26 protein-coding genes are annotated in these 24,777 nt (G+C 59.8%); 18 read left to right on the plus strand and 8 right to left on the minus strand.

The features are described 5' to 3' along the window. Window positions 1-91 precede the first annotated feature (91 nt). Window positions 92-1,003, minus strand: a complete 912-nt coding sequence (locus KB890_RS25135; protein WP_004180365.1) for a LysR family transcriptional regulator — start codon at window positions 1,001-1,003, stop codon at window positions 92-94. A gap of 96 nt (window positions 1,004-1,099) precedes the next feature. On the opposite strand from KB890_RS25135, the gene KB890_RS25140 reads away from it, so the two are divergent. The 4 genes from KB890_RS25140 (at window position 1,100) to KB890_RS25155 (ending at window position 7,078) form a co-directional block, all read left to right on the plus strand. Further along, window positions 1,100-2,095 carry an NAD-dependent epimerase/dehydratase family protein gene (locus tag KB890_RS25140; RefSeq protein WP_004180364.1) on the plus strand — a complete coding sequence of 332 codons (996 nt, stop codon included), beginning with the start codon at window positions 1,100-1,102 and terminating at the stop codon, window positions 2,093-2,095. A 95-nt stretch (window positions 2,096-2,190) separates the two neighbouring features. Beyond that, window positions 2,191-2,805 carry a TetR/AcrR family transcriptional regulator gene (locus KB890_RS25145; protein ID WP_002908963.1) on the plus strand — a complete coding sequence of 205 codons (615 nt, stop codon included), beginning with the start codon at window positions 2,191-2,193 and terminating at the stop codon, window positions 2,803-2,805. A gap of 74 nt (window positions 2,806-2,879) precedes the next feature. Next, on the plus strand, window positions 2,880-3,989 hold the full coding sequence (locus KB890_RS25150; RefSeq protein ID WP_015958591.1) for an efflux RND transporter periplasmic adaptor subunit: 1,110 nt from the start codon (window positions 2,880-2,882) through the stop codon (window positions 3,987-3,989). Continuing rightward, window positions 3,986-7,078, plus strand: coding sequence for an efflux RND transporter permease subunit (locus KB890_RS25155; RefSeq protein ID WP_004180361.1), 3,093 nt, complete (start codon window positions 3,986-3,988; stop codon window positions 7,076-7,078). Before KB890_RS25150 ends, KB890_RS25155 begins: the two co-directional genes overlap by 4 nt. 55 nt (window positions 7,079-7,133) lie before the next feature. Here the strand turns inward: KB890_RS25155 and lldD are convergent, their stop codons facing one another. From lldD to KB890_RS25175, 4 genes are all read right to left on the minus strand, one after another. Then, entirely contained in the window at window positions 7,134-8,318 is a 1,185-nt protein-coding gene (gene lldD, locus KB890_RS25160; protein WP_004180360.1) for an FMN-dependent L-lactate dehydrogenase LldD, read from the minus strand. A 254-nt stretch (window positions 8,319-8,572) separates the two neighbouring features. After that, on the minus strand, window positions 8,573-9,205 hold the full coding sequence (locus KB890_RS25165) for a TetR/AcrR family transcriptional regulator (protein ID WP_002908882.1): 633 nt from the start codon (window positions 9,203-9,205) through the stop codon (window positions 8,573-8,575). Beyond that, window positions 9,202-9,597 carry a DoxX family protein gene (locus KB890_RS25170; protein WP_004143228.1) on the minus strand — a complete coding sequence of 132 codons (396 nt, stop codon included), beginning with the start codon at window positions 9,595-9,597 and terminating at the stop codon, window positions 9,202-9,204. Before KB890_RS25170 ends, KB890_RS25165 begins: the two co-directional genes overlap by 4 nt. Before the next feature lie 100 nt (window positions 9,598-9,697). After that, complete coding sequence (locus KB890_RS25175; RefSeq protein WP_014343173.1) at window positions 9,698-9,835, minus strand: hypothetical protein; 138 nt, start codon at window positions 9,833-9,835, stop codon at window positions 9,698-9,700. Here KB890_RS25175 and KB890_RS25180 point away from each other — a divergent pair. The 8 genes from KB890_RS25180 to ldtE all read left to right on the plus strand — a co-directional run bounded on the left by KB890_RS25180 (window position 9,834) and on the right by ldtE (window position 17,124). Continuing rightward, window positions 9,834-10,031: a hypothetical protein gene (locus KB890_RS25180; RefSeq protein ID WP_002908880.1), complete on the plus strand. Its 198-nt coding sequence runs from the start codon at window positions 9,834-9,836 to the stop codon at window positions 10,029-10,031. The two genes, KB890_RS25175 and KB890_RS25180, sit on opposite strands and share 2 nt — an antisense overlap. A gap of 482 nt (window positions 10,032-10,513) precedes the next feature. Beyond that, window positions 10,514-10,891, plus strand: a complete 378-nt coding sequence (sufA, locus tag KB890_RS25185) for a Fe-S cluster assembly scaffold SufA (RefSeq protein WP_004143232.1) — start codon at window positions 10,514-10,516, stop codon at window positions 10,889-10,891. Between the two features lie 2 nt (window positions 10,892-10,893). Next, window positions 10,894-12,381 (plus strand): Fe-S cluster assembly protein SufB, encoded by a 1,488-nt coding sequence (gene sufB, locus KB890_RS25190; RefSeq protein ID WP_002908877.1) that lies wholly within the window; start codon window positions 10,894-10,896, stop codon window positions 12,379-12,381. Between the two features lie 16 nt (window positions 12,382-12,397). Next, window positions 12,398-13,144 carry a Fe-S cluster assembly ATPase SufC gene (sufC, locus tag KB890_RS25195; protein WP_002908876.1) on the plus strand — a complete coding sequence of 249 codons (747 nt, stop codon included), beginning with the start codon at window positions 12,398-12,400 and terminating at the stop codon, window positions 13,142-13,144. Continuing rightward, the gene (sufD, locus tag KB890_RS25200) at window positions 13,119-14,393 is read left to right on the plus strand and encodes a Fe-S cluster assembly protein SufD (RefSeq protein ID WP_004180359.1); all 1,275 of its coding nucleotides are present in this window, start codon (window positions 13,119-13,121) and stop codon (window positions 14,391-14,393) included. Before sufC ends, sufD begins: the two co-directional genes overlap by 26 nt. Then, complete coding sequence (gene sufS / locus KB890_RS25205; protein WP_002908867.1) at window positions 14,390-15,610, plus strand: cysteine desulfurase SufS; 1,221 nt, start codon at window positions 14,390-14,392, stop codon at window positions 15,608-15,610. The genes sufD and sufS overlap by 4 nt, the downstream gene beginning before the upstream one ends. A gap of 11 nt (window positions 15,611-15,621) precedes the next feature. Continuing rightward, complete coding sequence (gene sufE / locus KB890_RS25210) at window positions 15,622-16,038, plus strand: cysteine desulfuration protein SufE (protein WP_002908865.1); 417 nt, start codon at window positions 15,622-15,624, stop codon at window positions 16,036-16,038. Between the two features lie 99 nt (window positions 16,039-16,137). Next, window positions 16,138-17,124, plus strand: coding sequence for a L,D-transpeptidase LdtE (ldtE, locus tag KB890_RS25215; RefSeq protein ID WP_004180358.1), 987 nt, complete (start codon window positions 16,138-16,140; stop codon window positions 17,122-17,124). A gap of 61 nt (window positions 17,125-17,185) precedes the next feature. Here the strand turns inward: ldtE and KB890_RS25220 are convergent, their stop codons facing one another. Beyond that, the gene (locus tag KB890_RS25220) at window positions 17,186-17,422 is read right to left on the minus strand and encodes a major outer membrane lipoprotein (RefSeq protein WP_002908860.1); all 237 of its coding nucleotides are present in this window, start codon (window positions 17,420-17,422) and stop codon (window positions 17,186-17,188) included. Between the two features lie 312 nt (window positions 17,423-17,734). After that, entirely contained in the window at window positions 17,735-19,147 is a 1,413-nt protein-coding gene (gene pykF / locus KB890_RS25225; protein WP_002908859.1) for a pyruvate kinase PykF, read from the minus strand. Window positions 19,148-19,284: 137 nt separating this feature from the next. Between pykF and KB890_RS25230 the strand changes: the two genes are divergently transcribed. From KB890_RS25230 to fumD, 3 genes are all read left to right on the plus strand, one after another. Continuing rightward, window positions 19,285-19,416, plus strand: coding sequence for a hypothetical protein (locus tag KB890_RS25230; protein ID WP_004217210.1), 132 nt, complete (start codon window positions 19,285-19,287; stop codon window positions 19,414-19,416). A gap of 88 nt (window positions 19,417-19,504) precedes the next feature. Then, the gene (locus KB890_RS25235) at window positions 19,505-19,663 is read left to right on the plus strand and encodes a hypothetical protein (RefSeq protein ID WP_020324850.1); all 159 of its coding nucleotides are present in this window, start codon (window positions 19,505-19,507) and stop codon (window positions 19,661-19,663) included. Further along, a complete protein-coding gene (gene fumD, locus KB890_RS25240; RefSeq protein WP_004180357.1) occupies window positions 19,653-19,865 on the plus strand; it encodes a fumarate hydratase FumD in 213 nt (70 codons plus the stop codon). The genes KB890_RS25235 and fumD overlap by 11 nt, the downstream gene beginning before the upstream one ends. A gap of 17 nt (window positions 19,866-19,882) precedes the next feature. Here the strand turns inward: fumD and KB890_RS25245 are convergent, their stop codons facing one another. Beyond that, entirely contained in the window at window positions 19,883-20,521 is a 639-nt protein-coding gene (locus KB890_RS25245) for a TetR/AcrR family transcriptional regulator (protein ID WP_002908844.1), read from the minus strand. A gap of 126 nt (window positions 20,522-20,647) precedes the next feature. On the opposite strand from KB890_RS25245, the gene KB890_RS25250 reads away from it, so the two are divergent. The 3 genes from KB890_RS25250 to KB890_RS25260 all read left to right on the plus strand — a co-directional run bounded on the left by KB890_RS25250 (window position 20,648) and on the right by KB890_RS25260 (window position 24,747). Then, window positions 20,648-22,501 carry a bifunctional sugar phosphate isomerase/epimerase/4-hydroxyphenylpyruvate dioxygenase family protein gene (locus KB890_RS25250; protein ID WP_004148702.1) on the plus strand — a complete coding sequence of 618 codons (1,854 nt, stop codon included), beginning with the start codon at window positions 20,648-20,650 and terminating at the stop codon, window positions 22,499-22,501. Window positions 22,502-22,572: 71 nt separating this feature from the next. Beyond that, window positions 22,573-23,895, plus strand: a complete 1,323-nt coding sequence (locus KB890_RS25255) for an MFS transporter (RefSeq protein ID WP_004180355.1) — start codon at window positions 22,573-22,575, stop codon at window positions 23,893-23,895. Window positions 23,896-23,910: 15 nt separating this feature from the next. Next, on the plus strand, window positions 23,911-24,747 hold the full coding sequence (locus tag KB890_RS25260; RefSeq protein WP_004175664.1) for a shikimate dehydrogenase family protein: 837 nt from the start codon (window positions 23,911-23,913) through the stop codon (window positions 24,745-24,747). Window positions 24,748-24,777 lie beyond the last annotated feature (30 nt).

Raw genomic sequence — 24,777 nt, forward strand, 5'->3', positions numbered from 1 at the left:
TATTGGGGCGGGGTTTTATACAATGCCATATTTACAGTGTCAATGAGTGACTATTTCCGCAGGCAATGAAATGACCGCGCGATGGGGTGGGTCAGCTCGCCAGTGGGCCACGAATATACGCCTGCAACCCCTGGGCGAGAAAATCAAATACCCGCTTACAGGCAGGGCTGTGGCGCAGATCCTCATGCATTACCAGCCAGGTATCAAGATACAGAGAAAAGTCGGCCGCCAGCACTCGCTGCAGGGGAATAATGCCATCCGCAAGAGGCGCCTGGCAGATGCCGATCCCCGCTCCGGCGCGGATCAGGCTCAACTGGGCGAGGTCGCTATCGGTCCGCATCGCGAACGCCTCGCGCTGAAAACGGGGGTAAGCCTGCAGCGCCCGGCGCACGAGAGGGGTGGCGCTATCGAAACCAATTAGCGCGTGGCTGGCCAGATCGTCGAGGGTCGCGGGCAGGCCCTGCCGCGTCAGGTAGGCGGCGGTGGCATGTAACCCAAGCTCGATCCTGCCGAGACGGCGGGCGATAAGCTGCTCCTGCTGCGGGGCGACCATCCGCACCGCAATATCCGCCTCCCGGTGAAGCAGATCCTGAAACCGATTGGAGAGCATCAGTTCGATGACGATATTCGGGCACGCCTGCCTGAGCCGGGCAACCAGCGGCGGCAGCACCTCGGCGCCGACCACCTCGCTGGCGGCCACCCGCACCACGCCACGCAGCTCGGCTCTGTCGCGACTGAAGTTAGCCGCCGTGCGTTCCAGCGCCCGGGCGGTGTTGTCCATCGCCTCGGCGTGCACCCGCAGCGCCAGCGCCGCGTCGGTCGCCAGCAGGCCGGTTTGCGAGCGGGTAAATAAGGCCTGGCCGAGGGCGTTTTCCAGCCCGGCAATATGGCGCCCCGCCGTCGGCTGAGTGATGTTCAGGGTACGCGATGCGCCCGATAAAGAGCCTTCCTGCAGGACGGCGAGAAAGGTTCGGTACCACTCCCAGGGAATAGAGGTATTCATACAAATATGTATAGCCGCTCGACGATGGTATGCAATTTCATTTGATATGAGCCGCAGGTAGGCTGTCAAGCATCCATTAGCGAACGGGGAAAGAGGATGAACAGCAGCGGCAAGGTACTTATTCTGGGAGCAAGCGGGGGCATCGGCGGGGAAGTGGCGCGCCGGCTGGTGGCAGACAACTGGCAGGTTCGGGCGCTGAAGCGCGGCGCCCAGATGCGTGATCCCGAAGATGGCATACAGTGGATAGCCGGCGACGCGCTGGATGGCGGCCAGGTCGCGGCGGCGGCTGCCGGTTGCGACGTCATCGTCCATGCGGTGAATCCGCCGGGCTACCGGCACTGGCGGCAACAGGTACTGCCCATGCTGCGCAACACCCTGCAGGCTGCCGAACGGCAGCGGGCGCTTGTAGTCCTGCCCGGCACGGTCTACAACTATGGACCGGATGCCTTTCCGCTGATTGCTGAAGAGGCCGCACAACAGCCGGTGACCCGCAAAGGCGCCATCCGGGTGGCGATGGAGCTGGCGCTGAAGGATTACGTGCAGCGCGGCGGCCGGGCGTTGATTGTTCGGGCGGGCGATTTTTTTGGTCCACGCGCCGGAAATAACTGGTTTTCGCAGGGGCTGGTCAAGCCTGGTCAGCTTCCCCGAGTCATTAGCTACCCGGGGGCGATCGGCGTGGGGCATCAGTGGGCCTGGCTGCCCGACGTCGCCGCCACCATCGCCGCGCTGCTCGCCCGCAGGCGCGAGCTTGAGCCGTTCGCCCGCTTTCATATGCAGGGCCACTGGGACCCGGACGGCAGCGAAATGAGTCAGGCGATCCAGCGGGTGGTCGCCCGCTATGGCGGCCGAGCGGCAGTGAAGTCTTTTCCCTGGTGGCTGGTAAAGCTGGCGGCGCCCTTCAACGCCACCCTGCGCGAAATGGTCGAGATGCACTATCTCTGGCGTCTGCCGGTACGCCTGCGCAACGATAAACTGGTTGATTTTTTAGGCGCGGAACCGCATACCCCGCTCGACAGCGCGGTTTATCAGACGCTGCAAGGCCTGGGTTGTCTGCCCGCCGGCGCGATAAACCAAGAGGCGGGTGAGGCGTAACGCGGCAAGAGGATCACAGAGCGGGGCGTTATTGTGACTAAATCATAATAACGTCACTCGTTGTCAAACGATAGCGATCGCATTAAGCTAAACGGATGACGAAAAATACCCCCACCCCTGCAAGCCGTGGTCCCCATGACCACAGCGTTCGGGACCAGATTCTTGACGCGGCCATGGCGCACTTTAGTCGCTATGGCTATGAGAAAACGACGGTCACCGATCTCGCCAAAGCGATAGGCTTTTCCAAAGCCTATATCTATAAATTCTTTGACTCCAAGCAGGCGATTGGCGAGGCGATTTGCGCCAGCCGGCTGGAGAAGATCATGGTGGCCGTTAGCGAGGCCATCGCCGATGCGCCGTCCGCCAGCGAGAAACTGCGCCGCCTGTTCCGGGCGCTGACCGAGGCCGGCAGTGAACTGTTTTTCGAGGATCGCAAACTGTACGACATCGCCGCCGTCGCGGCGCGCGATAAATGGCCTTCAACGGAACAGTATGCCGGTCATCTGCAGCAGCTGATTGGTCAAATCCTTGTCGAAGGCCGCCAGGCGGGTGAGTTCGAGCGCAAAACCCCGCTGGATGAAGCGACCCTGGCGGTGTATATGGTGATGTGTCCTTTCATCAATCCGGTGCAGTTGCAATACAATCTCGACACCGCGCCCACCGCGGCGGTGCTGCTTGCCTCCCTGATCCTGAGAAGTCTCTCCCCCTGATTAGTGACTATTGACTTTATTAGTCACTAGTCTGAGAATGCGGTCACCATCCGGTCTTTTCATTAAGGTGACCCATGCTCAGGCTCAATGCCGTCCATCTTGCCGTCTGCCTCCTGCCGCTGGCCCTCGCGGGCTGCGGCGAACCTGCCGATCATGACGACCCCCGCATCCGGCCGCCGCTGGTCCGGGTGGCGACCGTCGAGCGCGCGGAGGTCGGCTCGCGGGCCTTTACCGGCGTGGTAGTGGCCCGAACCCAAAGCGACCTCGGCTTCAGGGTGGCGGGAAAAGTGCTTGAACGGCGGGTGGAAACCGGGCAGAGCGTCAAGCGCGGTCAGCTGCTGCTGCGCCTGGATCCGGCTGATCTAGCCTTGCAGGCGCAGTCCCAACAGCGGGCCGTAGATGCCGCGCGGGCGCGAGCCAAAAAGGCGGCCAACGATCTGGCCCGCTATCGCGGCCTGGTGGCGAGCGGCGCCATCTCTGCCGCGGAATTCGACCAGATTAACGCGGCAGCAGAGGCGGCGAGAGCCGACCTCAGCGCGGCCCAGGCGCAGGCCAATGTGGCGCAAAACGCCACCGGCTATGCCGGACTGCTGGCGGATGCTGACGGCGTGGTGGTGGAAACCCTCGCTGAGCCGGGGCAGGTGGTCAGCGCCGGGCAGGTGGTGATCCGCCTGGCGCGGGCGGGGCAGCGCGAAGCGCGGGTGCAACTGCCGGAGACGCTGCGCCCGGCGGTCGGCAGCGAGGCGCTGGCGACACGCTATGGCAGCGAATCTCAGCCGGTCACGGCGACCCTGCGCCTGCTTTCGGACGCGGCTGACGCCACCACCCGCACCTTTGAAGCGCGCTATGTACTGAACGGCGCGCTGGCGAATGCCCCGCTGGGGTCTACCGTGACCCTGCGCATCGGCAACGACCAGGCGCCAGGCCAGGTGCTGGCGGTGCCCCTGGCGTCGGTATACGATCCGGGTAACGGCCCTGGCGTCTGGCGCATTGCCTCTCGTCCGGCCACCGTCTCCTGGCAACCGGTAACTGTGCTCGGCCTGGATGATGAAACCGCGCGGGTGACCGGCCCGCTGAAGCCCGGCGAGCCGATCGTCGCCCTGGGCGCCCATCTTCTGCACCAGGGCGAGGCGGTGCGTCTGGCGGAACGACGCGAGCATAATGCCGCCGGGAGCCAGCCATGAGCGCCGGGCGTTTTAATCTCTCCGCGCTGGCCGTCCGCGAGCGGTCGGTGACCCTGTTTTTGATTATCCTTATCTCCGTCGCCGGGCTGGTGGCGTTCTTCGGACTCGGGCGAGCGGAAGATCCGCCCTTTACGGTCAAGCAAATGACGGTCATTACCGTCTGGCCCGGCGCCACCGCGCAGGAGATGCAGGATCAGGTCGCCGAGCCGCTGGAAAAACGGCTCCAGGAGCTAAAGTGGTACGATCGCACGGAGACCTATACCCGGCCTGGCATGGCGTTGATCACCCTGTCGCTGCAGGATCAGACCCCGCCTTCCGAGGTGCCGGAGCAGTTTTATCAGGCGCGCAAAAAGCTCGGGGATGAGGCGAAAAACCTGTCTGCCGGCGTCTCCGGCCCGATGATGAATGACGAATTCGCCGATGTCACCTTTGCCCTCTTTGCTCTGAAGGCGCGGGGAGAGCCGCCGCGGCAGCTGGTGCGTGACGCTGAAGCCCTGCGCCAGCAGCTGCTGCATGTATCCGGGGTGAAAAAAGTGAATATCCTCGGCGAACAGGCGGAGCGCATTTATCTCTCGTTTTCTCATGACCGTCTCGCCACTCTGGGTCTCTCGCCGGAGGCGATTTTTGCCGCGCTGAACAGCCAGAATGTGCTGACCGCCGCCGGGGCTATCGAGACCCGGGGCGGGCAGATCTTTATCCGCCTCGACGGGGCGTTCGACCGCCTGCAGCAGATCCGCGACACGCCGATTATTGCCGGGGGCAGAACGCTGAAACTGGCCGATGTCGCCACGGTTGAGCGGGGGTACGAAGATCCCGCCACCTTCCTGATCCGCCATCAGGGCGAACCGGCGCTGCTGCTGGGCGTGGTGATGCGTGAGGGCTGGAATGGTCTGGCGCTGGGAAAAGCGCTGGATGCCGAAACGGCCAGCATCAATCAGAACCTGCCGCTCGGCATGTCGTTGACCAAGGTGACCGATCAGTCGGTGAATATCAGCGCCGCGGTCGATGAGTTCATGATCAAATTCTTTGTCGCCCTGCTGGTGGTGATGGCGGTGTGCTTTGTCAGCATGGGGTGGCGCGTGGGCATGGTGGTCGCGGCGGCGGTGCCTTTAACCCTCGCCGTGGTGTTTGTGGTGATGGCGGCGACCGGCAAAAACTTCGACCGTATCACTCTCGGCTCGCTGATCCTCGCCCTGGGGCTGCTGGTGGATGATGCCATCATTGCCATCGAAATGATGGTGGTAAAAATGGAGGAGGGGTACGACCGCCTCAAAGCCTCGGCCTATGCCTGGAGCCATACCGCCGCGCCCATGCTGGCCGGTACCCTGGTGACGGCTGTGGGCTTTATGCCCAATGGATTTGCGCAGTCCACCGCCGGGGAGTACGCCAGCAATGTGTTCTGGATCGTCGGTATCGCGCTGATTGCCTCCTGGATTGTGGCGGTGATTTTTACCCCCTGGCTGGGGGTGCACCTGTTGCCGGACAGAAAGCCCGCGGCGGCCGGCCACGCCGCGCTGTATGACACCCCGCGCTATCAGCGCTTCCGTCGGCTGCTGACCCGGGTTATTGCTCACAAATGGCGCGTGGCCGCCGGGGTGGTGGCGCTGTTTATCGTGGCGATTCTGGGCATGAGCGTGGTGAAAAAGCAGTTTTTCCCCACCTCCGATCGTCCGGAAGTGCTGGTTGAAGTGCAGCTGCCTTACGGGTCGTCGATTAGCCAGACCAGCGCCGCGGCGGCGAAAATTGAGCACTGGCTGCAGCGGCAGCCGGAGGCGAAGATTGTCACCAGCTATATCGGCCAGGGCGCGCCGCGCTTTTACCTGGCGATGGCTCCGGAATTGCCCGATCCCTCCTTCGCCAAACTGGTGGTGTTGACCGACGGGCAGGGTGCCCGCGAGGCGCTCAAGCGGCGGCTGCGGGAGGCGGTGGCCAATGGCCTGGCGCCGGAGGCGCGGGTGCGCGTCACTCAGCTGGTGTTTGGCCCTTATTCGCCTTATCCGGTCGCCTGGCGGGTGATGGGGCCCGATCCGCACGCTCTGCTCGACATCGCCGAGCGGGTTAAATCGGTGCTGCAGGCCAGTCCGCTGATGCGCACCGTCAATACCGACTGGGGTTCGCGGGTACCGGTGATGCATTTCAGCCTCAATCAGGATCGGCTGCAGGCGAGCGGACTCAGCTCCCAGTCCGTCGCCCAGCAGCTGCAGTTCCTGCTGTCAGGGATCCCGATCACCACCGTCCGGGAAGATATTCGCGCCGTGCAGGTGATCGGCCGCGCGGCGGGCGACATCCGTCTGGATCCGGCGAAAATCGCCGACTTCACCCTGGTGGGCAGCGGCGGGCAGCGGGTTCCCTTGTCACAGATTGGCGACGTGTCGATCAGGATGGAGGACCCGCTGCTTCGCCGTCGCGACCGCACGCCGACCATCACCGTCCGCGGAGATGTTGCGGAGAACCTGCAGCCGCCGGATGTCTCCACCGCGCTGATGAAGCCGCTGCAGCCCATTATCGACTCGCTGCCGCCTGGCTATCGCATCGAGACGGCGGGGTCGATTGAGGAATCCGGCAAGGCCACCCGGGCGATGGTGCCGTTATTTCCGATAATGATCGCCCTCACGCTGCTGATCATTATCCTGCAGGTGCGTTCGCTGTCGGCGATGGTCATGGTTTTCCTGACCGCGCCGCTGGGGCTGATTGGCGTGGTCCCGACGCTGCTGCTGTTCAATCAGCCGTTTGGCATCAATGCCCTGGTGGGCCTGATCGCCCTGTCGGGGATCCTGATGCGCAATACGCTGATCCTGATTGGCCAAATCCATCATAACCAACAGGCGGGGCTCGATCCGTTCCACGCGGTGGTGGAGGCGACGGTGCAGCGCGCCCGCCCGGTTCTGCTGACCGCGCTGGCGGCGATCCTGGCGTTCATTCCGCTCACTCATTCGGTCTTCTGGGGAACGCTCGCCTATACGCTGATTGGCGGGACGCTGGGGGGAACCATCATGACCCTTATCTTCCTGCCGGCCATGTACGCGATCTGGTTCCGCATCCGTCCGGAGAACACGGTACAACAGACAGAGTTGCACCTTCAGAGGTAATTCCACTTTGCCGGACCTGGGCGAGGCACATGGCCAGGCCAGGTCCCGGGCAGCGTCAGGCGGGTAAGGATACCGGCACCGCATGAATGCGGTGTTGATCCTGTTCGAGGCGATCAAGGCAATCGAGGCTGATGGCCGATGGCGAGGTCGCGCCGGTGAGGGTCATGGTAACCTTCATATCCTCGGCAAATAAGCGCAGCAGATGCGCCACGCCCGCTTCGCCCGCCGCGGCCAGGGCATAAATATAGGCCCGACCGAGCAGCACGCCTTTCGCGCCGAGGGCCAGCAGACGTATAACGTCCACGCCGGAGCGCACCCCGGAATCGGCAAGCACTGTCAGATCGTCGCCGACCGCATCCACCACCCTGGGCAGCGCCCGGGCGGTGGGGATGGCGCCATCGAGCTGTCTGCCGCCATGATTTGACACCACAATACCATCGGCGCCAAGCCGCACGGCATTGCGCGCATCGTCGGCATCGAGGATCCCTTTGATGATTAATTTTCCTTGCCAGCTGTCGCGGATCCACTCCAGATCGTGCCAGGCGATGGACGGGTCGAAGTTGTTGCTGATGAACCCCATATAGTCGTCCATGGTCATTTTGTGGCCGGTGTAGGCTTCGATATTACCAAACGACAGGGGTCTGCCCGCCAGCCCGACGTTCATCGCCCAGCGCGGATGGGTGCAAGCCTGGAGATATTGTCGCAGGGTGGCGTGCGGCCCGGACATCCCTGAGCGGTTATCGCGATACCGCGAGCCGGGGATTGGCATATCGACGGTAAATACCAGGGTTTTCATGCCAGCGGCCCAGGCGCGCTCCAGCGCGTTACGCATATAGCCGCGATCTTTCAGTACGTACAGCTGGGACCAGAGCGCGCCGCTGGCGTGGCTCGCCACCTCTTCAATCGAGCAGACCGACACGGTGGATAAGGTGTACGGGATCCCGGCGCGGGAGGCGGCGCGGGCCGCCTGGACTTCGCCGCGGCGGGCGTACATCCCGGTGGCGCCGACGGGCCCCAGCGCCACGGGCATCGCCCATGGGGCATCAAGGATCGTGGTCGCCAGCGTCGGTTCGCCGGCCCCGCACAGTACGCGCTGGCGAAGAGCTACCGAGGCAAGCTCGGCGGCGTTGGCGTTCATGGTGTTTTCCGCCACCGCGCCACCGTCAATATAATCGAAAAGGAAGCGGGGCAGACGACGACGAGCGGCTTCGCGATAATCGCTGGGGGCTGAAACAATCATTATTATGTCCTTATGTTTTTTAACCTTAGTGGATGTTCTGCAGGTAAAAAAACTATAGGCCTCTAAAAACCGGCGAGGAAATGAAATATTAGCATTCCCACTATTCCCTCATGGAATAATCTGCGTTGCACTCTGTGGTTGTTATTTTCTTTTAATGCTAATCGGCAAGGACATTATTTTTTGCGCCGGGCGCGGATTGGGCACAATAAATCAGCCTTGCGCCAGGCCACAGCACTGCAAAGGGGAAGGAGAGATCAGCCCGGCGCCAGGGAATACGCGCGCAGAAAGACGTCCAGGGCGCGCTCAACCCGCTGTTTGATTTCGTCGTCGGACAGCGGAGGTCTTGCGCCAAGTTTTATCGCCAGGCTGGTCATTCCCAACCATAAACCGGCCAGTTCGTCGGCAGCCTCCTGCGGATCGCAGGCTCGTAAAGTACCGGCTTCGATCGCCTCGGCGATGATCGCTTCCAGCATCTGCTGCGCGCGCCCCGGCCCGGCGGCGTAAAAGCGGCCGGGGAGATCGGGGTGACGCACGGCAGCCGAGGCGATCAGTCGGTCCCAGCCGGTCAGTTCCCGCTGGTTGATAAAGCGGACAAAGCGATAGCCAAACGCCGTCAGTACCTCGATCAGTGGCAGATGATGGCGCTGGGCGAAATCATGGTCGCTGATGGTGAGATCCGATTCCTGGCGTAAGACCGCCTCTATCAGATGTTCTTTATCGCTGAAATTGGCATACAGGGTGGCTTTCGCCACCCCGGCTACGCGGGCGATTTCGGCCGTTGTCACCTCCAGGCCCTGTTCCAGAAACAGCTTACGGGCGGCCTGAAGTATCGCCTGCGTTTTCAATGGATCTTTTGGCCGACCTTTCTGACGAGGGGTTTCGCTCATCGCCGATAGCCTGCAAACAGCGCGCTCATAATTAATCCTCCGACCACGGTAATGTGTTCAAGCGCAATATGGAATTCCTCAGTGCGCCGGGGTTCACTGAAGGCCCAGAAGGCGTGTCCCAGCGGAATAGTGAGTAATGTAAACACAATCAGCATCCCCGATCCAATCCAGCCGTAGCCGGCAGGATTAAAAACGATCAGCGCCGAACCCGCCAGCTGGCAAAAAATCGTGCCCGCCGCGAACAAGACCGGCCACGGCAGGCCGACGGTCACCATCTCCTGAACGATCTCCGCGAAATGAAAGACGCCGTAGATGCCTGCCATCCAGAAGAAGAAGGTCACCAGGACGCGAGAGAGACAAAGGGTGATGAAAAACAAGGTCGAATTAGGCATAAGATTTTACGCAATTGATAATAAACAGACTACGGAGTCTAAAAAATAATTTCAAGACTCACAAGTCTGTTAATTGTCCATTAGTGTTATGCCATTGTAATCAGCCGCTTAGTTTGTTTTTCTCCTGCCAGGTGCCCTGCCGCAGGCTTTGCGTCAGACGTAAAGAAGGTGAATTTGAAATTGAGCAGATGGTATCTTTTGCTAGCCTTTCTGAGGAGGACAGACGGAGCGACACCATGAAAGATAAAGATGAACAAACGGCATTGATTGGCATGGCCATCGGCGCGGCGGTCATTAGCTTAGTGGCGACCCAAAAGCAGATTAATCAGGGGAGTATCGTGGATGAACTGGTGAGGCTGGGCAGACAGAAGGGGGACGGGGTAGAGGATGAGGTCTTTGTCCAGGCCGCCCGGCTGGTGAGTAAAGGCACCTAGCCAGCCGGTATCCCGCCTGGCAGCCCCGTGTGCCCGTTTTATTTTGGTTTTTATTTCCCGAACGCGGCCAGGCGAGCGGCGCTTATTCCTTTCCTGAAGCGTTACCGGCGGGCGCTTTCACTACCCGCTTTTTGCTAGCGCATGGCCGGGCCGCGCCCTGCGCTGGCATAGTCTTTCTGTTACGTTGTCACTTTATGCTCGCCTGCAAAGGATAACCAGCAAGGTGGTCTGCCGCTATTGCATAAATCGGTATTTTCGATACATCTTTGCCATTGCGTGCGGAGATAGAATGATTTCAAAATAACATATTATAAATCAATCGATTAACTTCTATTTGCACGCCCTGATAATCCCCGGTCGAGGGTCTATGCTTATAAAAAGCACTAAATGAGGCAATACCCCTGCTGCAGAAGGGGTGAAGTGATAATCATTATCACTAACATGGCGGTATGCCTTGATGGCGCCAACCTGGAGGTCTATCGATGGAAGTACAAGCAGGAACTTTTAATCCCGCCGATTTCAGCTGGCAGGGACTGACCATGACGCCGGCCGCTGCCGCGCATATCCGCGATCTGATGCGCAAGCAGCCGGATAAGAAAGGGCTGCGGCTGGGCATTAAAACCAGCGGCTGCGCCGGTTTTGGCTATGTGCTCGAAATGATTGCCGAGCCGGCGCCCGACGATCTGCTCTTTGAATCTGACGGGGCGAAGCTGTTTGCGCCGCTGCAGGCGATGCCGTTCATCGACGGCACCGAGTTGGATTATGTCCGGGAAGGTTTAAATGAAATCTTTAAATTTCATAACCCGAAAGCGCAGCATGAGTGCGGCTGCGGCGAAAGTTTTGGGGTGCAGGCGGAGTAACTATGTCGCGTAATACTGAAGCAACTGACGATGTCAAAACCTGGACCGGCGGCCCGCTCAACTACAAAGAGGGCTTTTTTACTCGCCTGCAAACCGATGAGCTGGCCAAAGGCATTAATGAAGAAGTCGTTCGGGCTATCTCGGCTCGCCGCAATGAGCCGCAGTGGATGTTGGAGTTTCGTCTGAATGCCTACCGGGCGTGGCTGGAAATGGAGGAGCCGCACTGGCTGAAAGCGCATTACGATAAGCTGAATTATCAGGATTACAGCTACTATTCCGCGCCCTCCTGCGGCAACTGCGATGAGACCTGCGCCTCCGAGCCTGGCGCGGTGCAGCAGACCGGGGCCAATACCTTTCTGACCAGCGAGGTGGAAGAAGCCTTTAACCAGCTGGGCGTGCCGGTACGCGAAGGGCGCGAGGTGGCGGTGGACGCGATATTTGACTCGGTGTCGGTGGCGACCACATACCGAGAAAAGCTGGCCGAGCAGGGGATCATCTTCTGTTCTTTCGGCGAGGCGATCCACGACCATCCGGAACTGGTGAAAAAGTATCTGGGCACCGTAGTGCCGGGGAATGACAACTTCTTTGCCGCGCTGAACGCCGCGGTGGCTTCGGACGGCACCTTTATCTATGTGCCGAAGGGCGTCCGCTGCCCGATGGAGCTGTCGACCTATTTCCGCATCAACGCCGAAAAGACCGGGCAGTTTGAACGCACCATTCTGGTGGCCGATGAAGGCAGCTACGTCAGCTATATTGAAGGCTGCTCGGCGCCGGTGCGCGACAGCTATCAGCTGCATGCCGCGGTCGTTGAAGTCATCATCCATAAAGACGCGGAAGTGAAATACTCCACGGTGCAGAACTGGTTCCCCGGCGATAACAACACCGGCGGGATCCTCAACTTCGTCACCAAGCGCGCCCTGTGCGAAGGGGAGAACAGCAAAATGTCATGGACCCAGTCGGAAACCGGCTCGGCCATCACCTGGAAATACCCCAGCTGCATCCTGCGCGGCGATAACTCGATCGGCGAATTCTTTTCGGTGGCGCTGACCAGCGGCCATCAGCAGGCGGACACCGGCACCAAAATGATCCATATCGGCAAGAACACCCGCTCGACCATTATCTCGAAAGGGATCTCCGCTGGACACAGCCAGAACAGCTATCGCGGGCTGGTCAAAATCATGCCGACCGCCACCAACGCCCGCAACTATACCCAGTGCGATTCGATGCTGATCGGCCCGGACTGCGGGGCGCATACCTTCCCGTATGTTGAATGCCGCAACAACAGCGCCCAGCTGGAGCACGAGGCGACCACCTCGCGGATTGGCGAAGATCAATTGTTCTACTGCCTGCAGCGCGGGATCAGTGAAGACGATGCCATCTCGATGATCGTCAACGGTTTCTGTAAAGACGTCTTCTCCGAGCTGCCGCTGGAGTTCGCTGTAGAGGCGCAAAAATTGCTGGCCATTAGCCTTGAACATAGCGTCGGCTGATAATTAAGGAAAAAAGATGTTAAGTATTCAAGATTTACACGTCGCCGTCGAAGATAAAGCGATCCTGCGCGGGCTGAACCTTGAGGTGCGCCCGGGAGAGGTCCATGCCATTATGGGGCCGAACGGCTCAGGCAAAAGTACGCTTTCGGCCACCCTGGCCGGGCGTGAAGATTATGAGGTGACTGGCGGTCGCGTTGAATTTAAGGGCAAAAACCTGCTCGAACTCGCTGCGGAAGATCGCGCCGGGGAAGGTATCTTTATGGCCTTCCAGTATCCGGTAGAGATCCCCGGCGTCAGCAACCAGTTTTTCCTGCAGACTGCGCTGAATGCCGTGCGCAACTATCGTGGCCAGGAGGCGCTGGATCGTTTCGATTTCCAGGACTTAATGGAGGAAAAGATCAAGCTGCTGCAGATGCCGGAAGATCTCCTGACCCGCTCGGTGAACGTTGGCTTCTCCGGCGGTGAGAAAAAGCGCAACGATATTCTGCAAATGGCGGTGCTTGAGCCAGAGCTGTGCATTCTCGATGAATCGGATTCGGGGTTGGATATCGATGCCCTGAAAATCGTCTCGCAGGGAGTGAATGCCCTGCGCGACGGCAAACGCGCCTTTATCATTGTCACCCACTATCAGCGCATCCTTGACTATATCAAGCCGGACTATGTCCATGTGCTGTATCAGGGACGGATTGTGAAGTCGGGCGATTTCTCTCTGGTCAAACAGCTGGAGGAGCAGGGCTATGGCTGGCTTACCGAACAGCAGTAACGCGCTGCAGCAGTGGCACCATCTGTTTGAAGCGCAGGGCGGCCCGCGTACCCCGGAGGCCAGTCAGCATCTGCAGCAGCTGCTGCGCCTTGGGCTGCCGACGCGCAAGCACGAGGACTGGAAATACACTCCGCTGGATGCCCTACTTAACGGTCGCTTTGTCGCCGATGAGGGAGCCTCTCTCAGTGCTGAACAGCGTGATGCGCTGGCGCTGCCGCTGGACGCCTGGCGGCTGGTGTTTATCGATGGCCGCTATCATCCTCAGCTGAGCGACGATCTTGCCGCCAGCGGCGTGGAGGTCAGTGTCGATAATCAGCGCCAGCATCTGCCGCATGCCCTGCAGCCGGAGGTGTTTCTCCATCTGACCGAAAGCCTGGCCCAGACGGTGACCCGCATTCGCGTGCCGCGCAACCGCCGCCTGGATAAACCTCTGCTGCTGATGCATATCACCAGTGGCCTGACCGGCGATGCGCTGAATACCGCCCACTATCGCCATCACCTGGCGCTGGAGAGCGGGGCGGAGGCGACGATTGTCGAGCATTACCTGAGCCTCAATGAGCAGCCGCATTTCACCGGCGGGCGATTGACCATGACGGTGGCCGATAACGCGCACCTCCAGCATATCAAGCTGGCATTTGAGAATGCCCGCAGCTATCACTTCGCCCATAACGACCTGCTGCTGGGCCGCGACGCCTCGGCCTTCAGCAGCAGTTTCCTGCTTGGCGGCCAGGTGCTGCGTCACCAGACCAGCACCCGCCTGGGCGGCGAAAACAGCAACCTGCGCCTCAATTCGCTGGCGATGCCGGTGAAAAATGAGGTCTGCGATAGCCGCACCTGGCTCGACCATCAGGTCGGCTACTGCACCAGCCGCCAGCTGCACAAAACCATCGTCAGCGATAAGGGGCGGGCGGTGTTTAACGGGCTGATCAACGTCGCGCCGCTCGCGCTGAAAACCGACGGTCAGATGACCAACAATAATCTGCTGCTCGGGCGGCTGGCGGAGGTCGACACCAAACCGCAGTTGGAAATTTACGCCGATGACGTGAAATGCAGCCACGGGGCGACGGTGGGGCGCATTGACGAAGAGCAGCTGTTCTATCTGCGCTCGCGCGGTATCGAACAGCAGGCGGCGCAGCAGATGATCCTCTACGCCTTCGCCGCCGAGCTCACCGAGGCTATCCGCAGCGACGCGCTCAGAGAGCAGGTGCTGGCGCGTATTGGACAGCGTTTGCCGGGAGGCACAGTATGACATTTTCAGTAGAACAGGTTCGCGCCGATTTTCCGGTACTGAACCGGGAGGTCAACGGTCAGCCGCTGGTCTATCTCGACAGCGCCGCCAGCGCCCAGAAGCCGGAGGCAGTGATCGGCGCAGAAGCGGAATTCTATCGCCACGGCTACGCGGCGGTGCACCGCGGCATCCATACCCTCAGCGCGGAAGCCACCGCGCGGATGGAAGCCGTGCGTCAGCAGGCGGCCACCTTCCTTAACGCCGGATCGGCGGAGGAAGTGGTGTTCGTCCGCGGCACCACCGAGGGTATCAACCTGGTGGCCAACAGCTGGGGAAACGCCAACGTCGGCGCCGGGGATAACATCATCATCAGCGAAATGGAGCACCACGCCAATATTGTGCCGTGGCAGATGCTCTGCGCCCGCGTCGGGGCTGAGCTGCGGGTGATCCCCCTGAACCCGGACGGTACGCTGCAACTGGATGTTGTCCCGGGACTGTTTGACCCGCGCACCCGCCTGCTGGCGATAACCGAGGTCTCCAACGTGCTGGGGACGGAAAACCCGCTGGCGGCGCTGATTGCTCTTGCGCATCAGCATGGCGCGAAAGTGCTGGTGGATGGCGCCCAGGCGGTGATGCACCACCCGGTGGACGTCCAGGCGCTGGGCTGCGATTTTTATGTTTTCTCCGCCCACAAGCTGTATGGGCCGACCGGGATCGGCGTGCTCTACGCCCGGTCCGAGCTGCTGCAGACGATGGCGCCTTGGGAAGGGGGCGGGTCGATGATCGCCACCGTCAGCCTGACGGAGGGCACCACCTGGAATCAGGCGCCGTGGCGCTTTGAGGCCGGCACGCCGAATACCGGGGGGATCATTGGCCTCGGCGCGGCGCTGACCTACGTCAGCCAGCTGGGACTGACGCAGATTGCCGAGTATGAGCAGACGCTGATGCGCTACGCGCTCGATGCCCTGCGCGCGGTACCGGATCTGATCCTTTACGGCCCGGCGCAGCGTAAAGGGGTAATTGCTTTCAACCTCGGTCAGCATCACGCCTATGACGTCGGCAGCTTCCTCGATAACTACGGGATCGCCGTGCGCACCGGACACCACTGCGCGATGCCGTTGATGGCCCGGTATCAGGTACCGGCTATGTGTCGGGCATCGCTGGCGATGTACAATACCACGGAAGAGGTGGACCGCCTGGTGGCCGGCCTCCAGCGGATCCGCAAACTGTTAGGGTAAAGGATGGGACAATGGCGGCACTACCGGACAAAGACAAACTGTTGCGTAACTTTAGCCGTTGCGCCAACTGGGAAGAGAAGTATCTCTATATCATCGAGCTTGGCCAGCGTCTGGCGCCGCTAAGCCCGGAAGAACATAGCGTGCAGAACATTATTCAGGGCTGTCAAAGCCAGGTCTGGATCGTGATGGACCAGGATCCCACAGGCGTGATCACCCTGCGCGGCGATAGCGATGCGGCGATCGTCAAGGGTCTGATAGCGGTGGTGTTTATCCTCTATGACCGGATGACCGCTCAGGACATCACCGAGTTCGACGTGCGCCCGTGGTTTGAAAAAATGGCGCTCACCCAGCATCTCACCCCCTCCCGCTCGCAAGGCCTCGAAGCCATGATCCGCGCGATACGCGCGAAAGCGGCAAATATTAGCTAGAATAAACAGGTAGATTTCATTCTGTTACGTCCGGCAGGGCGCTGACCCTGCCGCCGTTCAGTCTCCTGGCGTTTTATCAGCGAAAGAAGGAATCTCAGTATGAAACGCAAAACGATGATCACCTTAGCCCTTCTCAGCGCCCTTGGCGCTTCCTCGGCCGCCTGGGCCGTTGATTACCCGCTTCCTCCCGCCAACAGTCGGCTGATTGGGCAGAATCAGTACTGGACGGTCCAGGAGGGAGATCGCAACCTGCAGGCGATTGCGCGCCATTTCGATACCGCGGCGATGCTGATCCTCGAAGCCAACGATACGATTGCGCCGGTGCAGCCGAAGCCCGGCACTCAGGTCCTTATCCCTTCTCAGATGCTGCTGCCCGACGTGCCGAGGGAGGGCATTGTCGTCAACCTCGCCGAACTGCGGCTGTATTACTTCCCGCCGGGAGAGAATCAGGTGCAGGTCTATCCGCTGGGCATTGGCCAGTTAGGTCTGGAAACGCCGGAGATGACCACCCGCGTGGGGCAGAAGATCCCTAACCCTACCTGGACGCCTACCGCCGGCATCCGCGCGCGCTCGCTGGAGAAAGGGGTGACGCTGCCAGCGGTGGTCCCGGCCGGACCGAACAATCCCCTGGGGCGCTATGCGCTGCGTCTGGCCTACGGTAACGGTGAATATCTCATCCACGGAACTAACGCCCCAGACAGCGTTGGTCTGCGCGTCAGCTCGGGCTGTATGCGGATGAACGCTGATGACATCAAAGCGCTGTTCAGCCAGGTGAAAACCGGGACGCCGGTACGGATTATCAATCAGCCGGTGAAGTTTGCCGTCGAGCCGGATGGTAAACGCTATGTCGAAGTCCACAGGCCGCTTTCGCAGACCGAAGGGGAAAACACCCGGACCATCGCTTACACGCTGCCAGCGGCGTTTCACGCCTTCGCAGAGGATAAAGCAGTGGATGACCTGCAGTTGAAAAAAGCGATGTCGAGAAGGGCGGGGTATCCGGTGGTGGTGTCGGCGGGGGCAGGTAGCACGGCGACGTCGCTGTCGGCGCAGAATAGTTCGTCTGACAACGGTCTGCTTACCCAATAGCCCTCATGCTGAGGGCAAAAAAAATGGCGCACAAAGTGCGCCATTTTTATTACCAGAACTCTTACTTACGGTAAGAGTGAGCCTGGTTGTCCAGACGCTGGTTAGCGCGAGCTGCGTCGTCTTTAGCAGCCTGAACGTCGGAACGCATTGCGTTCACGTCGTTGCTCAGCTGGTCAACTTTAGCGTTCAGAGTCTGAACGTCAGAAGACAGCTGATCGATTTTAGCATTGCTGGAGCAACCAGCCAGCAGAGTAGAACCCAGGATTACCGCGCCCAGTACCAGTTTAGTACGATTCATTATTAATACCCTCTAGATTGAGTTAATCTCCATGTAGCGTTACAAGTATTACACAAAGTTTTTTGGGATGAGAATATTTTTTTTACCTGAACGCACTTATTTTTGATCGTTCGCTCAAAGAAGCATCGAATTGCTCAGAATCGCTGAAAAAGGCGAGTGAAAACAGCGCGCTTCCATCGGATTCATCTTAGATAATCCCTTATTAAATAGTAAATTCCGATTTGCATTTTTAATAGGAAGAGCTAATCAATGAATAAAAAAAAGCGCCCCGCGAGGCGCTTTATTAAAAAAAACCAATTAACCTGTAAATTATTACAGCACGTGTACGGAAGCGGTATTAGTCGTGCCGCTCGGCACTAATGCGCCGGAAACCATCACCACTACGTCGCCTTTACGCGCGAGGCCGCTCTTCAGCGCCAGGTCTTTGCCCAGATGATAGAAATCATCGGTAGAGGCAATCTCTTCCACCAGCTGCGGTACCACGCCTTTGCTCAGCACCAGCTGACGAGCGGTGGTTTCGTTGGTGGTCAGCGCCAGGATGGTGGCATCCGGGAAGTATTTGCGCACAGCGCGTGCGGATTTACCGCCCTGGGTGGCGACCACGATCAGCGGCGCTTCCAGTTTCTCAGCGGTTTCTACCGCGCCGCGGCACACCGCTTCGGTGATGCGCAGTTTACGGTTGTCGTTGTTGAAGTCCAGACGGCTGGTCATCACGCGGTCGGTACGTTCGCAAATGGTCGCCATGATGGTGACCGCTTCCAGCGGGTATTTACCTTTCGCGGATTCGCCGGACAGCATCACCGCATCGGTGCCGTCGAGGATGGCGTTAGCCACGTCGCCGGCTTCAGCGCGGGTCGGACGCGGATTCTTGATCATGGAGTCCAGCATCTGGGTGGCGGTGATAACCACTTTACGCGCGCGGATACATTTTTCGATGATCATTTTCTGGGCGAAGATAACTTCTTCAACCGGGATCTCCACGCCCATGTCGCCACGCGCAACCATGATGCCGTCAGACGCTTCGAGGATTTCGTCGAAGTTGTTCAGGCCTTCCTGGTTTTCGATTTTGGAGATGATCTGGATGTTTTCGCCGCCGTGGGCTTTCAGGTGCTCACGGATCTCGACGACGTCGGAACGTTTACGGATGAAGGAGGCCGCGACGAAGTCCACGCCCTGTTCGCAACCGAAGATCAGATCCTGTTTGTCTTTCTCAGCCAGCGCCGGCAGGGCGATGGAGACGCCCGGCAGGTTAACGCCTTTGTTCTCGCCGAGGTCGCCATTGTTCAGCACTTTACAGATAACTTTGTTGCCTTCGATAGCCGTAACTTCCATGCCGATCAGGCCATCGTCCACCAGGACGGTGTTGCCGACGGCGAGGTCGGAGGTGAAGCCTTCATAGGTTACCGCAACGATTTCGTTGTTGCCGATGACGGATTTATCGGTAGTGAAGGTGAAGGTCTGGCCTGCTTTCAGGGAGACGTCGTTGCCGCCTTCCAGCTTGATGGTACGGATTTCCGGCCCTTTGGTGTCCAGCAGAATAGCGGCTTTCTTACCGGTTTTGCTCATCACATTGCGCAGGTTCTGGATGCGCTGACCGTGTTCCGCATAGTCACCGTGGGAGAAGTTCAGACGCATCACATTCATGCCGGCTTCCAGCATTTTGGTCAGCATCTCTTCAGATTCGGTTTTCGGACCGATGGTGCAAACAATTTTGGTCTTTTTCATGACAGTTTTAGTCTTTAAGTTGTGAAGGATATGGAATTCTCGCTCCGCGGGCGCACTGCCGGGGAGCCAAACCTGTATTACGAAAGTTGCTAAGCCACGCCCTAAGGATAGGTGACAACCCTGAAGCGTGCAGAAGAATGTGTGCTGGCGGTTCAGCCCATGAAATGTGGCAAGGTGTTATGCGTTTTATCATGCAGTCCAATGCGCTGAAACCATTCAAGAAAGAATCGAAGCGCATTATACGCTGCCGAAATCAAAAAGGAAAATAAAAACCTCGTTTCAAATTATGGACAAAACGCGTAACAAAACCGGCACGTTATGCAAAAATCTACGCAACACACTTTTTCGTCACCGGCTATGAAAAAGGGTAAAAGAAATGGATTATTTCGCCATCGTGAGCCGGTAAAATGCGTCATTGAACCTTTAAAGTGGCGATGGTTTGCGTTGTGCGGGAAATCTATCAATAATGATTTGATTGATAATGATAAAATACGAGCCAAATTCTATGGGAAATAAAGCAAAAGACGACGACCTGTACCAGGAAATGTGCCGCGTGGTGGGTAAAGTCGTGCTGGAAATGCGTGACCTGGGTCAGGAGCCGAAACACATTGTCATTGCCGGTGTGCTGCGCACCTCGTTGGCGAACCGCAAAATCCAGCGTTCGCCGCTCACCGTGGAGGCTATGGAGAAAGTCATTCATGCGCTTTCCGGGCACTGAACCCTTACGCCAGCGGGTCAGGAAATCACGAAGCGGATCACCGCCCTGACGGCAATGTCACAATGGTGAGCCACCATCGCTTCATCGTCGATGGCGGGTAGCGGATCGTCAAGATACAGGCTGCTGAAGGTGTAGAAGTTCGACACCTGATAAAAGCTGAAGCTGCTGATTAACCGGTGGACATCGCGCGCGTCGAGCCCCGCCTGAAAGACGCCCTGCTGCTGGCCGCGCAGTAAAATGTCTTCCAGTATCGACAGGGCGGTACGATTCAGCGGCTTCAGTTCACCCGAGCTTTTTAACCACTTGCCGCGCTGCATATTCTCCATGCAAATGACGCGCATATAGTCCGCATGGGTGGCGTGATAGCGCACGCTCCAGCGCACCAGCCGCACCAGCGCCTCCACCGGCGGCACATTCTCCAGCCCCAGCTGCTGCTCGGTTTCGCGGATCCGCGCATACACATGCTGCAGCACCTCCTGATAGAGCTGTTCTTTGCTTTTGAAGTAGTAAACCACCATGCGTTTGGTGGTCTGCGCCTCGGTGGCGATCTGCTCCATGCGGGCGCCTGACAGCCCGTGTTCAGCAAAGACAGCGATAGCGGCGCTGAAGATCCGCGCCTTCAGGGATTGTGCTTCATCATGGGCAACGACGGTCATGGCAACTCCTTTTTCTTGGGTGACAAAAAATACACATAATGATCACAATTTAGCAACCTAGTATGGCGCAAATGAACCAAATGATACATATTCAAGGCTTACGTCAGCTGTTGACCCGAGGACCTTATGCTGCGCTCTATCGCCACCGTTTCGATTTCCGGCACCCTGCCTGAGAAGCTGCACGCTATTGCGGCGGCGGGGTATCAGGGGGTGGAAATTTTCGAGAACGATCTGCTCTATTATACGGGGACGCCGGCGGAAATCCGCCAGCTTGCCGCCGATTTAGGGTTAAAAATCACGCTTTTTCAACCCTTTCGCGATTTTGAAGGCGCCAGTCGGGCGCAGTTTGCGGCGAATATGGCCCGCGCTCGGCGCAAGTTTGCTCTGATGCGCGAGCTGGGCTGCGAGACGCTGCTGCTGTGCAGCAATGTGCAGCCGGACTGCTCGGCGGATAGCGAATTGCAGGTCGCGGACCTGCGGGCGCTGGCCACGCTGGCGGAAGAGGAGGGGATCGCTATCGGCTATGAGGCCCTGGCCTGGGGAACCCATGTGAACCGCTGGCAGCAGGCCTGGGAGCGGGTGCGGCGGGTGGACAGCCCGGCGTTGGGCCTGGTGCTCGACAGCTTCCATATTCTGGCCCGCGGCGACACGCTGGACGCGCTACCGTCGGTGCCGGTGGAGAAAATCACCTTTGTACAGCTCGCCGATGCGCCGTATATGAAAATGGATTTGCTGGAGTGGAGCCGCCACTTCCGCTGCTTTCCCGGACAGGGGGAGCTGCCGCTGGAGGCGTTTGCCGAGCAGATCACCCGCTGTGGCTACCGCGGCCCCTGGTCGCTGGAGATCTTCAATGACGGTTTTCGCGCCTCGCCGAACGGCGCGACGGCCAAAGATGGTTATCGTTCGCTGCTGTGGCTGGAGGAGCAAACCCGCCGTCGGCTCCCGACGTGCGATGCCGATCTGTTTTCACCGCCGCCGCTGCCGGTCTATCACGGGCTGGAGTTTATCGAGTTTGCCGCCAGCGCCGCCGAGGCGCAGCGCCTGGGGCAACATCTGCAGGCGCTGGGTTTTCAGCACGAGGGAAGCCACCGCTCCAGACAGGTGACGCTGTGGCGCAACGGCGGGGCGCGGATCGTCATCAACCATCAGCCGCACAGCTGGGCCGACCATTTTTATCAACGCCACGGGGTATCGCTCTGCGCGATGGCGCTGCGGGTCGAGCACAGCGCGTCGCTTGTCGCCCGCGCCCGCGCGCTGGGGTATGCCACCTGGCAGGGCGACGCCGGGCCGAACGAAACGCCGATCCCGGCGATCTGCGCCCCCGACGGCAGCCTTATCTATCTCATCGACGCCGGGGAGGCTATCTACGAGCGCGATTTTCATCTGCGTGATGGCGTGACGGTGCGCGAGGATTATCTCGGTATCGATCATCTGGCGCTGGGAATGGAGGCCGACAGCCGCGATAACTGGGTGATGTTCTTCCGTACGGTGTTTGGTTTTTCCCTTGAGCATGAGCAGACGCTGCCGGACCCGTATGGACTGGTGCGCAGCCTGGCGGTGCGCAGCCCGCAGGGCGATATCCGTCTGGCGCTGAATATTTCGCAGAGCCGGGCGACGCAGATCGCCCGCTCCGTTGCCTGCTACCAGGGGGCGGGGCTGCAGCATGCCGCCTTTGCCTGCCGCGATCTGCCGGCCGCCTGCGACCAGCTTGCCGAGGTTGCCCGCCATACGCTGCCGATCCCGGCCAATTATTATGACGATTTGCTGGCGCGCTTTGGCGGAGAGCTGGACGTCGGGCAGCTTCAGCGCCAGCAGCTCCTCTATGACCGCGATCCGCAGGGGGGAGATTTCCTGCATCTTTACACCCGGCCCTTTACCGCCGGCCGCTTTTTCTTTGAGTTAACCGAGCGCCGGGCTGGCTATGCGCTCTATGGCGCAGCGAATGCGGCCGTCCGTCTGGCGGCGATGCAGTATTGTTAGCCTGAATCAAATGGTTCATTATGCGTTAAACACAATAACAACACCCTCTGTACCCGAGACAGGAACCGACTATGAGCTCATATAGCCCTAACCCGACGGCTGCCACCCAGCCAGCCGTTACCGTGCGCCGTTCCCGGCGGCGCATCGGCATTCTTGCGCTGTTGGCCATTGGCACCATGATCAACTATCTCGATCGCACCGTACTGGGGATCGCCGCCCCAAAGCTCACCGCTGAGCTGGGGATCGACCCGGCGATCATGGGAATCCTCTTCTCCGCCTTCGCCTGGACCTATGCTCTGGCGCAGATCCCCGGCGGACTGTTTCTCGACCGCTTTGGCAACAAAGTGACCTACTTTTTGTCACTGACCCTGTGGTCGCTGTTTACCCTGTTCCACGGCATGGCGGTGGGGCTGAAGACGCTGCTGCTGTGCCGCTTCGGGCTGGGCATTAGCGAAGCGCCGTGCTTTCCGGTCAACAGCCGGGTGGTCAGCGCCTGGTTCCCACAGCAGGAGCGGGCGAAGGCCACGGCGGTGTACACCGTGGGGGAGTATCTCGGGCTGGCCTGCTTTGCGCCGCTGCTGTTCTGGATCATGGACGGTTTCGGCTGGCGGGTGCTGTTCGTCAGCGTTGGCGCCGTCGGCATTCTGTTTGCCCTGGTGTGGTGGCGCTGCTACCGCGAACCGCATGAAGATCCGCGCCTTAGCCAGCAGGAGCGCGAGCATATCGAAAACGGCGGCGGCCTCAGCGCCCCGACCGACCAGCAGGTGGCGTTCAGCTGGCCGCTGGTCCGCCAGCTGCTGAGCAAACGGCAGATCATCGGCGCCAGTATCGGCCAGTTTGCCGGCAATACCGTGCTGGTGTTCTTTCTCACCTGGTTCCCCACCTGGCTGGCCACCGAGCGGCATATGCCCTGGCTGAAGGTTGGCTTCTTCTCCATCCTGCCGTTTGTCGCCGCCGCCGGCGGGGTGATGTTTGGCGGCTGGCTCTCCGACAAACTGCTCAAGGCCACCGGGTCGGCCAACCTCGGTCGTAAGCTGCCGATCGTTACCGGCCTGCTGATGGCCAGCTGCATCATCACCGCCAACTGGCTGCAGAGCGACCTGGCGGTGATCCTGGTGATGTCGTTTGCCTTTTTTGGCCAGGGGATGGTGGGCCTCGGCTGGACGCTGATCTCCGATATCGCCCCGAAGGGGCTGGGCGGTCTGACCGGCGGCCTGTTTAACTTCTGCGCCAACCTCGCGGGGATCCTCACCCCGCTGGTGATCGGCTTTATCGTTGCCGGGTTCGGCAATTTCTTCTACGCCTTGATCTACATCGGCGGCGCCGCGCTGTTGGGCGTGGTGGCCTATCTGTTTATCCTCGGCGACGTCAAACGTATCGAGTTATCGCAGTAAGCAAAGGAGCAAGGCATGGTGATTAGTGGGAATACGCGGCTGATAGCGCACCTTGGCTATCCGACCGCCAGTTTTAAGGCGCCGATGATCTACAACCCGTGGTTCGTTGACCAGCAGGTGGACGTGAAGGTGGTGCCGATGGGGGTCAGGCCGGAGGACTACGCCGCGTTTATTCCGCCGCTGTTTACGATGACCAACATCATCGGCGCGCTGGTGACGATGCCGCATAAAATCGCCACCTGCGATCTGGTGCAGCGCCTGAGCCCGACGGCGGCCATCGCTGGCGCCTGCAATGCCATCCGCCGCGAGGCTGACGGTAGCCTGAGCGGAGACATGTTCGATGGCGAGGGATTTGTGCTGGGCCTGCGTCGTAAAGGGTTTAACCCGCAGGGGACGCGGGCGCTGGTGGTTGGCAGCGGCGGGGTGGGATCGGCTATCGCCGCCTCCCTCGCGGCGGCGGGGGTCAGCGCCCTGACCCTGTACGATACCCGGCCCGAGGTGGCGCACGCCCTCGCCGGGCGGCTGCATCAGCACTATCCGCAGCTCGATATCACCCTGATGCAGCCCGATCCTGCCGGACACGAGCTGGTGGTCAATGCCACCCCGCTGGGGATGAAGGCCAGCGATCCGCTGCCGCTGGACGTTGACCGTCTGGCGCCAGGCGCCTGGGTGGGGGAAGTCGTCATGACTCAGGAGTACACCCCGCTGCTGAGGGCCGCTCAGGCACGACAGTGCCACATCCAGCGCGGGACCGACATGCTGTTTGAAATGATCCCTGCCTATCTGCGCTTTTTTGACCTACCGGTAGCCACCCCCGAGCAGCTGCGGACCCTGGCAGAAATTCGCTACTGACGCGACGGCAAACCGGGTAATATAGCGCTA

This window comes from Klebsiella sp. P1954 (genome assembly GCF_018199955.1).
GTDB classification, from domain to species: Bacteria; Pseudomonadota; Gammaproteobacteria; order Enterobacterales; family Enterobacteriaceae; genus Klebsiella; species Klebsiella pneumoniae.